Source organism: Paenibacillus sp. RS8 (assembly GCF_041956825.1).
Classification (GTDB): domain Bacteria; phylum Bacillota; class Bacilli; order Paenibacillales; family Paenibacillaceae; genus Paenibacillus_AQ.
The window spans coordinates 4,858,005-4,871,637 of the sequence record NZ_CP168131.1; the positions used below are offsets into that span (position 1 = coordinate 4,858,005).

Here is a 13,633-nt window from a genome sequence, read left to right on the forward strand (position 1 = left end):
CTGATGAATAGAAAAGATGGAATGAACTATGCCCCCACGTATGAAGCTAAACCAATTGTAATGCCAGGTGAATTCATCTTCGCTGCGATTGCACTAGATCACGGTCATATTTACGGAATGTGCAACGGGCTCGTTGAGGCAGGGGCAGAGTTGAAATGGGTATATGATCCGGATGATGAGAAAGTTAGAGCTTTCATAGCCAAATATCCTGGAGCTAGGGCTGCTGAGTCTATGGATGAAATATTGGGGGATCCAGAGGTTCGCTTAATTGCGGCGGCAGCTGTTCCTTCAGAGAGAGGACCTTTAGGAAATAAGGTTATGGCTCATGGGAAGGATTATTTTACGGATAAGACCCCTTTTACAACACTTGAACAACTGGATGATGCTAGAGCTATGGTCGCAGCAACCAATAAAAAGTACATGGTTTACTATAGTGAACGTCTTCATGTTGAAAGCGCAATCTATGCGGGACAGTTGATCCGCCAGGGGGCGATTGGTCGTGTTCTTCAAGTCATTGGATTAGGACCGCATCGTTTAAATGCTTCTAGTCGACCGGAATGGTTCTTTAAGCGGGATAAATATGGCGGAATCCTAAGTGATATTGGCAGCCATCAAATCGAACAATTTTTGTATTATGCAGATTGTCAGGATGCTTCAATTGTTCACAGTAAGGTAGCTAATTATAATCATCCATCTTACCCTGAATTGGAGGACTTTGGTGATGCGACGCTTGTCGGGGACAATGGTGCAACCCAATATTTTCGAGTAGATTGGTTTACACCTGATGGGCTCGGAACCTGGGGAGATGGACGTACAATGATCATGGGGACTGAAGGCTATATTGAATTGCGAAAATATACTGATGTCGGGCGTTCAAATACAACAGATCATGTGTACTGGGTGAACGGAGAAGGGGAGCATTATGAACATGTGGCTGGAAAAGTTGGTTTTCCGTTCTTTGGTGAGCTTATCCTTGATTGTCTGAACCGGACGGAGCAGGCGATGACACAGGCACATGTCTTTAAGGCTGCTGAACTATGTCTGATGGCTCAAGCTCAAGCGATGAATCTAACCCCTGATCAACTAAAATAGCGAATGGAACGATTATAGGAGGGTGGAATAGATGACTACACTTGGAGCAGCGATTATTGGCTGCGGGGCGATTTATCCTCTCCATGCTAAAGCGATATCAGCTATAACAGATGTAAATCTCCTTACTGTTGTAGATATTGATGTTGATAAAGCTAAACAAGCGGGAATAGAATACGCCTGCCATGTCACTGATGATTATAGGGAAATACTAAATGATAATCGTATTGACGTTGTACATCTCTGTACACCTCATTATCTTCATGCAGAAATGGCTGTAGAGCTATTGCATGCAGGAAAGCATGTGTTAACTGAAAAACCAATCGCCGTTGACCTTCCTTCAGCTAAGCTTATGTTGGATGCAGCGGAAAAGAGTTCAGGCCAGCTTGGTGTGGTGTTCCAGAACCGTTATAATGATGCATCGATCTATATTAAGAAGACGATTGATTCTGGTGCTTTAGGAAAACTGCTTTGTATGAAGGGGATCGTAACCTGGCACCGAAACGAAAGTTATTACAGAGATAGTAACTGGAGAGGAAGATGGTCCACGGAAGGCGGAGGGGTTCTAATTAATCAGACCATTCATACCTTGGACTTACTCCAGTGGTTTGGGGGTGAGATAATCTCTGTGAAAGGCAGTATTACCACGGATGTGCTGGATGATATCATTGAAGTAGAAGATACCGCACATGCTTGCATCGACTTCGCCACTAATGTTCGCGGGTTATTTTATGGTACGAATACCTATCTTGAGAACTCTCCGGTGGAGTTGGAGCTAGTCTTTGAAGAGGGAACGCTTACCCTTCGTAGAGACTACTTGTATCTTTGGAAAGATGGGAAGGAAAGCTTGGTTTGTCAGCCTATTTTCAGTCCTACCGAAGGAAAGTCGTATTGGGGGACTGGGCATAAAAGACTGATTGAGGACTTCTATGACCATATTTTTAGTGGACGAAAGTTTTGGATTGAGGGTTCTGAAGGGATAAAGGCACTGGAGCTTGTGAAGGCTATTTACAGCTCATCGCAGAGGAATAAATAATCATTAATATAGTAAAGCTGTTCCAAAAGTAGATTTATCTACAAATGAGACAGCTTTTTCGTGTTTAGGGACTTCCCACATTTGGTTAAACACTAAGAAGACTACGACTTGCAGAGGAAGATAGATTTGATTAATTCTCCTTAGTGGAATAATCTAAAGTAAGTATAGGTTATTAACAGCAAGATATCTGGAGGGTGCATACAATATGGAGAAAATACTACAGAACATTAGAACGAACACCAAACTAATTTCCATTGTGCAGACCATTGTTTTTATCTTTGTCATATTATACGTACTGATGTTTCTTTCTGGTGGATTATTCACCACCTTTTTTATTATGCTCATTGCTTGTTTTGTTAGTGTGATCGCTGCTTTACTCATGCTAATTCGAAAAAGCTTCTTATGGACAATTGTTGATCTTGCTGCTGCGGGCAGTATGTTCATTTATTTTATTTATAATGCTTAACTGTTATTAATCCTTGCAAGAAGCGGGTTTATGGCTGTAGCTTAAGTTCCTTAACCTGGAGGACTTATTTCTCTCTTTTTTGCAAGCTTTTAAATAATTTATTTTTTTCATATAATAGTAGATATTAAATTTATAAATAATTGTAATACACTCGGATAAGGGTATAATTGAGACAGAAAAGGTGTGACGCCTAAGAAGGAGCGCCCACATCCTTTCTGCAAAATTCAGGGGATAAGGATGGTAATAATGGGCAAAAGTGCAACTGAAACAGACGTCATTTTAATTGGTGCTGGAATCATGAGTGCGACTTTAGGAACACTTTTAAAAGAATTAGTGCCGGATTGGAAGATTAAAGTGTTTGAAAAGCTCGAAAATGCAGGTGAGGAAAGCTCGAATGAATGGAATAATGCAGGAACTGGACATGCGGCGCTCTGCGAGCTTAACTACACTGTCGAAAAATCCGATGGAACCGTAGATATAAGTAAAGCTATCCAAATTAATGAACAGTTTCGGCTTTCATTGCAATTTTGGTCCTATTTGGTAAATCGTAAGCTGATACATAATCCGCAGGACTTTATCATGCCATTGCCCCATATGAGTTTGGTATTAGGTGAGAAAAATGTTGCTTTTTTGAAGAGAAGATTTGAAGCGCTATCAAAAAATCCTTTGTTTCAGGGAATGGAATTCTCTGATGATTACAGTAAATTAATGGAATGGATACCACTTATTATTAAAGACCGTCCATCGAATGAACCTATAGCAGCAACAAAAATTGACACTGGCACGGATGTTAACTTTGGTGCTTTAACGCGCATTTTATTTGACCATTTAAAGAGTAAGAATGTTGACCTTCATTATAAGCATAGTGTGGATGGAATCACACGTACTAGCGATGGCTCGTGGGATTTGAAAGTGAAAAACGACAGCGGAACCATCGAACACCATAATGCAAAATTTGTCTTTGTCGGTGGTGGGGGAGGAAGCCTGCATATCCTGCAAAAGTCCGGAATTCCTGAAGGGAGACATATTGGAGGATTCCCGATTAGCGGAATATTTATGGTGTGTAATAAATCAGAAGTTATCGAGCAGCATCATGCAAAAGTTTACGGGAAAGCTAAGGTTGGAGCGCCTCCTATGTCTGTTCCGCATCTGGACACCAGATTTATAGACAACAAAAAATCATTGCTATTTGGACCGTTTGCCGGCTTTTCACCAAAATTTCTAAAAACCGGCTCAATGTTTGATTTGATAACTTCCGTAAAACCGGATAATCTCCTAACAATGCTGTCGGCAGGTGCAAAGAACATGTCCTTGACTAAATACCTGATCGAGCAAGTGTTGTTATCGAAAGAAAAGCGTATGGAAGAATTACGAGAGTTTATTCCGAATGCTAAAATCGAAGATTGGGATTTAGTCGTAGCAGGCCAACGCGTGCAGGTTATCAAAGATACAGATGACGGCAAAGGAATCCTTCAGTTTGGTACAGAGGTAATTAGCGCAGAAGACGGTTCGATTGCAGCATTACTAGGAGCTTCTCCAGGTGCTTCTACGGCTGTTCACGTGATGCTTGAAGTACTTAATAAATGTTTCCCTCAACATATAAAAGAGTGGGAACCGAAAATTAAAGAAATGATACCTTCTTATGGCTTATCACTACTGGAAAATCCAGAGCTTTTGCAAGAAGTGCACACATTAACGGCAACTACATTGGGTCTAGGTGGAAAAGAGCGAGTGCATAGTTAAGCAATGATCAATCGCTCGAAAGTATGATAATTGACAGATATTTTCTTCAAGAAAGCCTATGGATTTCATTCATAGGTTTTTTGTTTAGGGAATTCGAAAAAAAAAGAAGGGGGGAGTGCACATGAAACGAGGCATCATTTTTAAGATTCCTAATGAATACGGGAAAATACTTGGAGATCTATTAAAGCCATTTAATATCGAATCATTCAATTGGTATATAGGTGGCGAGGAGTCTTATTTTATCCAAAACGATACATTAGGGGAGCTCATGTTCCATGAAGACATATATGGAATGGACGGCAGAGTCCTGAAAGAACTGTTGGAGAATAACGAATACTATATCATTTTTGCGAACTTCAAGGCTTTTCTACGAGAGAAGGATGTAATTGATGTTCAGACCTATGAGGAGTTCTTAAATAGTGATTGCCAGCTTGTACTTTTAGTCGTCGATTGTGAATATGCTACAGTTTATTGTAAAGACCAAGGGAAGCTTGAAGCACTGTACCATAACGCGATTTCAAATGGATATGAAGATGTTCAGTACATTACGAATGAGAATGACTTCAGAACAAGATTATCAATATGGTAGATGGAAACCGTAAGGTTGATTTGACGAACAAATCAATCGTTTGTTACAATGGCCCCATCAATTAGGAAAAGGATGAGGACGATGGTTCGTCGTTTGAAACGGTTTAAGAATGTCGCTACTGTATCAAGCTTCTAAGTATAAATGCTATAAATTACTTAGAAGCGAGGGAAAAGAATGAAACAACAGTTGTTTAACCACTGGTCAGAAACGAAGTATTTAAAGGATATTGTCACCAACCCAATGATTGAGGTAGGGGATTACTCGTACTACTCTGGGTATTACGATAATCATCATTTTGAAGACGGGTGCGTCAGATATCTTTGGGGAGACGAAACGTCAAGAAAGTTATTTAACCCGATCGAAGATTTTGGGTGGCATTTAGATAAATTGATTATAGGAAATTATGTTTGTATTGCAAGTGGTGTAATTATTTTAATGGGTGGTAATCACAATCATCATCCTGAATGGATTACCGTGTATCCTTTTGTGGACCAGATTGAAACCTCTTACGAACCCAAAGGGGATACGATCATAGAAAGTGATGCTTGGATTGGGATGAATGCAATGATTATGCCAGGTGTGAAAATAGGTGAAGGTGCTATTGTTGCGGCAGGCTCGGTTGTTGTAAAAGACGTTCCACCATATACAATAGTAGGTGGCAATCCTGCTAAAGAGATTAGAAAAAGATTTACAGATCGTGAAATCGAAAAGTTAAAGGAAATGCGTTGGTTTGATTGGAAACGTGAGAAAATAGAACAAGCTACGTCTATCTTTTCAAGTTCATCGATTGATCAATTATATGAGTTTTATCTAAGGGAAATAATTTCATAACACAATCAGAACAGGCTGCCGCAATTATTCGGCAGCCTGTTCTTTTATCAGTTAAGGCAGTTTAACAATAATTGTTCTTTACCAGATTAATCCTAATTAGTATGATAATATGAATGGGCTCATCTAATCTCTTGGGAGGAAAGTGTGCTAGATATATGAAATATATTGAATTTGGTCTAGGCAATACATGGTTTATTAGAACCGAAACGGAGTTAGAGGATGGAAATGAATTTGAAGAAAAAGGAATTGTGAAACCGGTAAGGTTCCATTCTCTATATTTCAGGATTTGGATTGGTAAAACTGTAGTAGTCCTAGACTTAAAACAAGGTTTTAAAATAAGTAAGAAAAGTTATAACGCGTTTAAAATTATTTTTGGTATAACAAGTCTCTAGAATAAAGGAGCATACATATAACGACAAGATGGAGGAAACTATGGATAAAATATTAAATGAAATAGCCAATTTGATAAGCAGTGAGGAAAAAAGAGTTACTATTGGGATTTCGGGTCATGGTGCATCTGGAAAGACAACATTTGCCCATAATCTTTTAAAGCGTCTGGGTCATGAGAAGGTGAATTATATGAATACTGATCCCTATATTATCGGCTCACATCTTAGAAAGTACACTGTAATCGATTATGAATATAGCAATGAACGTCATCGTAATAAAATGACAGCTTGTCATCCTTCTGCTCATAATATATCTGCTCTAGAGAGAGACATCCGAATGATGCGAGATGGTTTAGATTTTTATACAATAGACACCAATTATTTAAAGAGTACAATGATAGCTTCACAAAACAGAGTGAATATTGTAGAGGGCATGAGCGTTGCTTTTGCAGACCCGAATTTGTTTGATCTGAAGGTTTACTTATATACGGATGGAGACACTGAATTGATGAGAAGGAGTACACGTGATGTCTCTGAAAGAGGAACAGACATCAAATATTTAAGGAAATCACATGAAGACCGTAGAATTCAATATGAGTTATTTATGCATCCTTTTCATCGAAACTTTGATATCATTATAAAAAATTCCAATGAAGGTTATATTCTTGAAAATGAATGTAGGAGGGAAAAGCCACCGACAAACTAGATGGGTATATTGCAAGGAAGTATAATCAGGTTACGAACCTTGGAAAGTTACTTGATCCATTAGCGGATAAGTTGCCCATTTCTGCTGCGTTGATTCTACTGGTAAGTCAGCAGATGTTATACGCATGGGTTGCTTTAGTTATTGTAGCGAGGGAAGTGATTACGAATATACCTATCAATCAAATCCTAATCTATATTTCACTGGTCATAACTATCTATTCAGGATTTAACTACATAAGAAATAACTATCGTTTTTTAAAATTAGAAGCATGAGCTCGATAAAAAGGTTGCCGAGTAACGCAACCAAATAGATAAAGGCGAATTCTCACTCCATTTCGAGTAAGAATTCGCCTTTTTTCACTGTAAATAAACCCATTGCCCTTGCGTGTGTATGCCAAGTCTAACCTCAAATCCGAACTATTGACACAAAAGTGTATTACACGTATAGTACATAAGTAAGATGTATGAACCACTTAGTACACACACTTAGTATATGGAGTTGGTTGTATGACAGAAGAACAAAAATCAGGTGTCAGCTTTAATATTCGTGAACCGGTATATATTCAAGTTGTCCGTTACTTTAAAGAACAGATTGCTACAGGGCAAATCGGAGCAGGAGACAAGATTCCTTCACGGCGTGAACTGGCATCAGTAATGAAGATTAATGCGAACACGGCACAGAAGGCATATAAGGAAATGGAGGAACAGGGTTTGATCGTAACAGAAGGGAATTCCCCAAGTAGAATTACACAGGATCAGCAAATACTAAGCTCGATTCGTGCTGAATTAATCGAAAGTGCAGTGGATGTATTCATCGGTTCCATTCGAAATATTCAAATTCCAGTTGAAGAACTGGTAGACATCATAAAGACAAAATATACAATAGAACGATCTCCAGAGGGTGGTGACACAAGATGATCCAAGTGAATCAGATGGTGAAGAATTATGGATTCAAGAAGGTACTAAATGGCGTTAGCTTTACTGCTGCCAAGGGAGAGATCACCTGCCTGATCGGAATCAATGGTGTCGGAAAGTCAACGGTGCTGAAGTCCATCATGGGACTGACACCATACAAAGGTGAAGTCTTAATAGATAATGCATCACTAACACCTGCGATGTATGAGAAAATGACTTTTATTCCAGATTCGTTAACGATGCCCTCCAATATGCGAATTGCTGATTGCTTCAGCTTTATGACTGACTTTTATCGGAATTGGAACGCTGAACGTGCAGAGGAATTGCTTAAGTTCTTCCAACTGAGCTCTAAAGATCGCGTATCCTCATTGTCAAAGGGGATGGCTGCGAAGTTAAATTTGTTGCTCGGACTTGCCTTGGATTGTGATTACATCCTAATGGACGAACCGTTCTCGGGGATTGATATGTTCAGCCGCGAGCAAATTACTGATGTGTTCACGAGTGAATTGATCGAGGATCGTGGTGTGATTATTACAACTCATGAAATTAACGATATTGAGCATTTAATTGATAAAGCGGTCTTGCTACAGCACGGGAAGGTAGAACGTGAATTCTACTGTGAAGAAGTTCGCGAGCAAGAAGGTAAGTCCATTACGGACGTAATGAGAGAGGTGTACATAAAATGAGAGCTTTTGTAAAGCTATTGAATTTTGAAATGAACCGATTTGCCAAAATATATATTGGACTCATGTTGCTGACAGTCGCCTTGCAACTTGTAGCAGTCACCCTCGGTGCTAATCATTGGCTGGATTCTGCGAATGAGGCAATGAGAGTGAATCAATGGACCCTTGAGCAATATCACAATGTGACTGGAAATATTCAGCTAAACAGTATGATGTATGCTCGCTATAATGGACTTCTATATTTCGGACCCATATTTTTGAGCATCACAGTGTTGCTGATATATAGCTGCTTCATTTGGTACCGCGACTGGAGAGGTAAAAATACGGTAGTATATCGCCTGCTCACGTTGCCCTCCAATCGGGCGTATTTGTATTTTGCCAAGCTGGTTACGATCTTGCTATTCGCATTTGGACTTGTCGCCCTGCAAATTATCCTTGTTCCACTGGAGCGTTTGATAGCACAGTCGATTCTCCCTGCTGAATTATATCGGAACATCTCGGTATTTGATTTTTTGAAGTATCCTACTGTGCTTAAAGTTTTGGTTCCGCCCTACTTTTCTGAGTTTGTACTATACTATGGACTGGGCATTATTGGCTTGATCGTCTTGTTCACAGTGATTCTAATCGAGCGGAGCTACAGACTGAAAGGGATTGGCTTTATCGTACTATATTTAGCGGTTCTGGCTGGACTAGCCTCAATACCATTTCTTATGGGTTATAGCAGTTACGATAGCTATTTCTATCCAGGTGAAATCATAGGCGCTTGTCTCGGATTAATAGTGATCATTGTTGGAGGTTCGCTTTGGTACAGCTTGTATCTATTGCGTAAAAAAATATCGGTATAATTGAAGGGGTATGGAGGTTAGGAAATGAGAAAATATATGGTTACCGCCGTTCTTGTAGTGTTCGCGGTTGTTACAATCGGGACGTATTATGTGCAAGCTTCACAAGAGACACCACCTAATTATAAGCTGACGACGGTTCAAGGGGATGCTTCCCTCGTTGAAGGTATAGCGGTATACGGAAACTACGTGATTAAGGATAGTACTTTTGGTATCAAAAGAGCTTATATCACGACAAATGGTACAGATTATCCAGATGAAAAGTCGGCAATTAGCCAAAGCTTAAATCGAAGACCAATGAAAACGCAATTGGATCAGTGGATTGAAGAGCATCGTCAGTTCATGCGCGGTAAGACAAACACATCTGGTTTCTATGAGAATGAGGAAATGCTTGCTTATGTTAAGGCGACAGTAGATATGAAGCGATCAAATGATTCATCAGCGAAGAAATATGCAAAGCTTAGTATTTCTGTACTCAACAAGCAGAAGAACAATACGCTTGAAATCACATCCGATATCAATATAGATCATGATATTTCAGATATGTATGTACAAAATGTACAGCTTATTGATCAGCAGCTTGTTGCTATGGTGTTTATGAATCACAGTGCCAAAGGTTATGTTTCTGAACCGCAGATCCTCCGTGTCAATCTAGCCACAAAAGAGATTAAGAATGAGCCGCTCGCGTTACCAGGCGGTAAATCTGTAGCAGCAGACGGGGATACTCAATATGCATGGCTAGCCAATCAAAATCTGGAGCACACTGAGCAATGGATTTTAAGGATTAGTAGAGATAATCATAGAAAGGCATATCAAGTGGATGTTAAGACAGGACAAATCACTCCACTCACATTCCAAGGGCATGAAATGTTATTGAATAATATTATGTATGCCTATGGACAGAAAATTTATTTCCTGCAAAAAGCCGTGTCGAGTAAGGAGAATATAGGATTCACTGTTATTTCTTACGATCTCGTGAGAAAAGAATATGAGGCTATTCTGAAGAATACAACTATAGATTTAAGTGAAAACATTACCTATGCTTTTAAACAAGACCATCTCTATATTATGGGTTATAAGAATTTCAAAGGTAATCGTCTATATGTATTCAATTTGACAAGCGGTAACCTTGAGTACGAAGGAAAAGTAATATCAACAGAGGCCGCAAATCAGGCTGAAGATGAAGCTAACATGGATTTGAATTTTATCGATCTCGGTCAGTTCTAGCATTGTTTTTAGAATAAAAAATTAAATATAAAGAGACATAAAGAGATATGAAAAGGTGACAAAGGCCGGGCTAATGACTTTTAATAGTCAATTAGCTCGGCCTTTTAGTCGTGAAATTTATAACAGTCATTAAACACTATTTTTCGATTAAAATATATTGTAAAACGATAAACTATATGTTAGATTCAATTTTGAAAATAACTTTGTGAGGTGTGTTTTATGAAACTTGGATCAACGCTTTTTTTAAGGATAGCAGTTGTTCTTATTGGACTTCCAGTTCTTGCGTTGTGTATAATTTTCGTGCCTGCGATTTCGAATTATGCAGCAGAATTATACCCTGATCAAACCTATATTAAATATCTCTTGTACATTGATTTATATGCATCGGCGATACCTTTTTACTTTGCATTGTATCAAGCGATCAAACTGTTAGGGTATATTGACAACAACAACGCTTTCTCAGAATTATCTGTAAAGGTATTAAAAAATATCAGGAACTGTGCAATTGCAATCAGTGGAATTTATGTTGTGGGATTGCCACTTTTCTATCTCGTCGCGGAGAGAGATGATGCCCCGGGGTTCATTGTCATTGGGGTGGTTGTGATTTTTGCTTCCATGGTGATTGCAGTGTTTGCTGCGGTGCTCCAAAAGCTTTTGAAGGAAGCTATTGATATAAAATCAGAAAATGACTTAACAGTCTGAGGAGAAAACAATGGCGATTATTATTAATATTGACGTGATGCTGGCTAAAAGAAAAATGAGCGTGACCGAGCTTTCGGAGCGGGTTGGAATAACAATGGCTAACCTGTCTATATTGAAAAATGGAAAGGCGAAAGCGGTTCGATTATCAACATTAGAGGCGATCTGCAAAGCTTTAGATTGTCAGCCTGGCGATATTTTAGAATATAAAAGTGACGAGGAGACTTAAGAAATAAATGAATAGTAGAGGCGTGGCTCTTTTCTCAATCTTTATGAGAAGGGGGCCTTTTTGATGTGCAATAATTAGAGGTGAAAAATAATAGGGGATGTATTAATGATAAATAATAATTGTTATACAATGAAAATATATTGAATTACGATAAATTATATGATAAATTGAATCCAGATTATTAACTTTGTGAGGTGCAGCTTATGAAACGAGAAACACTCTTTTTAAAGATGGTTGTAATTCTTATTGGACTTCCGGTTCTTGCTTTGTGTATTTTTTGGTTACCTACGATACCTAACAAAGCAGCTGGAGATTATCCGGTGTATTTGGTTTATCCCGTTCTTATAGGGGTGTATGTAACGGTGATAGCCTATTTTGTAGCTTTATATCAGGCGTTAAGACTTCTAAGCTTCATAGACAAGAACAAAGCGTTCTCAGAATTATCCATTAAGGCTTTAAAAAATATAATTTACTGTGCAATCATCATCAGTATCTTATATGCGGCGGGTATGCCACTTATTTACGAAATGGCACAGGAAGCTGATGCACCAGGCTTAATAGTACTCGGACTTGTCATGACTTGTGCTCCAATTGTAATTGCGGTCTTTGCTGCTGTTCTTCAAAAGCTTTTGAAAAATGCCATAGAAATAAAATCAGAAAATGACTTAACCGTCTGAGGTGAAAATAATGGCGATTATAGTGAATATTGATGTGATGTTAGCTAAAAGGAAAATGAGCGTTACAGAGCTTACTGAAAGGGTTGGCATTACAATGGCTAATCTTTCTATATTGAAAAATGGAAAAGCAAAAGCGATCCGATTATCGACGTTTGATGCGATTTGTAAAGCTTTAGAATGTCAGCCTGGAGATATTTTAGAATACCGAAAAGAGTAGCATGACTGGAAAGGAGAGAGCATCATTGAAATCAATAACGCAGCTTCTGCATTTTGGCTACCATCAGGCGATGAGTTGCATATTTCCTATTGCGATCTTTGGGACTTTAGCGCTCTCTAACGTAATAGATCTGCCTTACATTTACCGATATGATGCCATTCTTATTATATTGCTTACCGTTCAATATCTTATGTACCGTACTGGATTAGAGACGCTAGATGAAATTAAAGTCATTTGTGTATTTCACATTATTGGTTTATTGCTGGAAATTTATAAGATAAGAATGGGGTCATGGTCATATCCTGAACCCGGGCTAACCAAGGTGTTTGGAGTGCCACTGTATAGCGGGTTTATGTACGCGAGCGTAGCGAGCTATATGTGTCAAATTTGGCGTAGACTGAAGATGGATATGACCGGTTGGCCGGGACTTGCTGCTGCTGGGTCGCTCGGAGCAGCTATCTATCTGAACTTTTTCACGCATCACTTCATTCCTGATTTTCGCTGGTGGCTAAAGGGGCTTGTACTCATTGTTTTTTGGAAAACTTGGATCATTTATCGGGTACGAACCACTACTTATCGGATGCCCTTGACACTGGCATTTTTCTTAGTAGGTTTTTTCATCTGGTTAGCTGAGAACATCGCTACATTCTTTAATGGTTGGAAATATCCTGATCAGAATCAGGTATGGCATGTGGTTAGTGTCAGTAAGATCAGTTCATGGTTCCTTCTGGTTATTATTAGTGTCATTATAGTTGCTCAACTCAAGCATGTAAAAGCTAACCGTAAAGTGAAAGAGTAGCGTATCAGCTTCAAAAGAAATCGTAGAACATGGCATGAGAATAAATTAGTGATGAGGAGGCGATGAGATGAATTATACAGATTTAAAAGAATTGCAGGATGTGTTTTTCTTTGGTCTAATAGAGCCAGAGGTAAATCAACTAAGGCTATCTTTTTGTAAAAGCAAAGCTAGTGATATCACTGAGCCACTTATGGTTAACGAAAAGAGCTCTCCAATAATACAAGTGGATTTTCACTCCTATATTGCATATTCGGTTAGAAATGAATTCTTTACTTCTAGGGATGATTATGAGGAATTTGACGGAAAAACATTTAGGATTTATAAGAAATCAAGGTATCTTGATTTTATTTCTTATGGAATATTCGCATCAAAGGATTTTGTAAGACCGTATAAGCATTATGGGATCTGTTGTATTGACCATGTCGTTGATATTATTTCAACATCGGAGCCTATTGTAAGGGAAACTAAATAGAGTCGTATGAACTTGAGAGATGGAG

The 13,633-nt window shown here is 38.8% G+C and carries 19 protein-coding genes; all 19 read left to right on the plus strand.

The window, feature by feature from the left end:
* Positions 1-3: 3 nt before the first annotated feature.
* The 19 genes from ACDZ28_RS23015 to ACDZ28_RS23105 all read left to right on the plus strand — a co-directional run bounded on the left by ACDZ28_RS23015 (position 4) and on the right by ACDZ28_RS23105 (position 13,608).
* Positions 4-1,092 (plus strand): Gfo/Idh/MocA family protein, encoded by a 1,089-nt coding sequence (locus tag ACDZ28_RS23015; protein WP_375102834.1) that lies wholly within the window; start codon positions 4-6, stop codon positions 1,090-1,092.
* Positions 1,093-1,123: 31 nt separating this feature from the next.
* Positions 1,124-2,125: a Gfo/Idh/MocA family protein gene (locus ACDZ28_RS23020; protein ID WP_375102835.1), complete on the plus strand. Its 1,002-nt coding sequence runs from the start codon at positions 1,124-1,126 to the stop codon at positions 2,123-2,125.
* A gap of 205 nt (positions 2,126-2,330) precedes the next feature.
* Complete coding sequence (locus tag ACDZ28_RS23025; protein WP_339290956.1) at positions 2,331-2,591, plus strand: hypothetical protein; 261 nt, start codon at positions 2,331-2,333, stop codon at positions 2,589-2,591.
* 246 nt (positions 2,592-2,837) lie between these two features.
* Entirely contained in the window at positions 2,838-4,334 is a 1,497-nt protein-coding gene (locus ACDZ28_RS23030; protein WP_375102836.1) for a malate:quinone oxidoreductase, read from the plus strand.
* 121 nt (positions 4,335-4,455) lie between these two features.
* Positions 4,456-4,923 carry a DUF2691 family protein gene (locus ACDZ28_RS23035; protein ID WP_042127437.1) on the plus strand — a complete coding sequence of 156 codons (468 nt, stop codon included), beginning with the start codon at positions 4,456-4,458 and terminating at the stop codon, positions 4,921-4,923.
* A gap of 174 nt (positions 4,924-5,097) precedes the next feature.
* On the plus strand, positions 5,098-5,754 hold the full coding sequence (locus tag ACDZ28_RS23040) for a CatB-related O-acetyltransferase (protein WP_042127439.1): 657 nt from the start codon (positions 5,098-5,100) through the stop codon (positions 5,752-5,754).
* Positions 5,755-5,909: 155 nt separating this feature from the next.
* A complete protein-coding gene (locus tag ACDZ28_RS23045; protein WP_375102837.1) occupies positions 5,910-6,146 on the plus strand; it encodes a DUF3977 family protein in 237 nt (78 codons plus the stop codon).
* 40 nt (positions 6,147-6,186) lie between these two features.
* Positions 6,187-6,849, plus strand: coding sequence for a uridine kinase (locus tag ACDZ28_RS23050; protein WP_375102838.1), 663 nt, complete (start codon positions 6,187-6,189; stop codon positions 6,847-6,849).
* Between the two features lie 8 nt (positions 6,850-6,857).
* The gene (locus ACDZ28_RS23055) at positions 6,858-7,121 is read left to right on the plus strand and encodes a CDP-alcohol phosphatidyltransferase family protein (protein ID WP_081954080.1); all 264 of its coding nucleotides are present in this window, start codon (positions 6,858-6,860) and stop codon (positions 7,119-7,121) included.
* Between the two features lie 234 nt (positions 7,122-7,355).
* Positions 7,356-7,766 carry a GntR family transcriptional regulator gene (locus ACDZ28_RS23060; RefSeq protein WP_375102839.1) on the plus strand — a complete coding sequence of 137 codons (411 nt, stop codon included), beginning with the start codon at positions 7,356-7,358 and terminating at the stop codon, positions 7,764-7,766.
* A complete protein-coding gene (locus ACDZ28_RS23065; RefSeq protein WP_375102840.1) occupies positions 7,763-8,449 on the plus strand; it encodes an ATP-binding cassette domain-containing protein in 687 nt (228 codons plus the stop codon). The genes ACDZ28_RS23060 and ACDZ28_RS23065 overlap by 4 nt, the downstream gene beginning before the upstream one ends.
* A complete protein-coding gene (locus ACDZ28_RS23070; protein WP_375102841.1) occupies positions 8,446-9,291 on the plus strand; it encodes a hypothetical protein in 846 nt (281 codons plus the stop codon). Before ACDZ28_RS23065 ends, ACDZ28_RS23070 begins: the two co-directional genes overlap by 4 nt.
* A gap of 24 nt (positions 9,292-9,315) precedes the next feature.
* A complete protein-coding gene (locus tag ACDZ28_RS23075) occupies positions 9,316-10,515 on the plus strand; it encodes a hypothetical protein (RefSeq protein WP_375102842.1) in 1,200 nt (399 codons plus the stop codon).
* A gap of 219 nt (positions 10,516-10,734) precedes the next feature.
* Positions 10,735-11,217: a DUF2975 domain-containing protein gene (locus ACDZ28_RS23080; protein WP_076298949.1), complete on the plus strand. Its 483-nt coding sequence runs from the start codon at positions 10,735-10,737 to the stop codon at positions 11,215-11,217.
* A 10-nt stretch (positions 11,218-11,227) separates the two neighbouring features.
* Positions 11,228-11,443 carry a helix-turn-helix transcriptional regulator gene (locus tag ACDZ28_RS23085; protein WP_042127458.1) on the plus strand — a complete coding sequence of 72 codons (216 nt, stop codon included), beginning with the start codon at positions 11,228-11,230 and terminating at the stop codon, positions 11,441-11,443.
* A 203-nt stretch (positions 11,444-11,646) separates the two neighbouring features.
* Positions 11,647-12,120, plus strand: a complete 474-nt coding sequence (locus ACDZ28_RS23090) for a DUF2975 domain-containing protein (RefSeq protein ID WP_042127460.1) — start codon at positions 11,647-11,649, stop codon at positions 12,118-12,120.
* A 10-nt stretch (positions 12,121-12,130) separates the two neighbouring features.
* Positions 12,131-12,337 carry a helix-turn-helix transcriptional regulator gene (locus ACDZ28_RS23095; RefSeq protein ID WP_042127462.1) on the plus strand — a complete coding sequence of 69 codons (207 nt, stop codon included), beginning with the start codon at positions 12,131-12,133 and terminating at the stop codon, positions 12,335-12,337.
* 1 nt (position 12,338) lies between these two features.
* Positions 12,339-13,136, plus strand: coding sequence for a DUF817 domain-containing protein (locus ACDZ28_RS23100; RefSeq protein ID WP_375102843.1), 798 nt, complete (start codon positions 12,339-12,341; stop codon positions 13,134-13,136).
* Positions 13,137-13,203: 67 nt separating this feature from the next.
* Positions 13,204-13,608: a hypothetical protein gene (locus ACDZ28_RS23105; protein WP_042127466.1), complete on the plus strand. Its 405-nt coding sequence runs from the start codon at positions 13,204-13,206 to the stop codon at positions 13,606-13,608.
* Positions 13,609-13,633 lie beyond the last annotated feature (25 nt).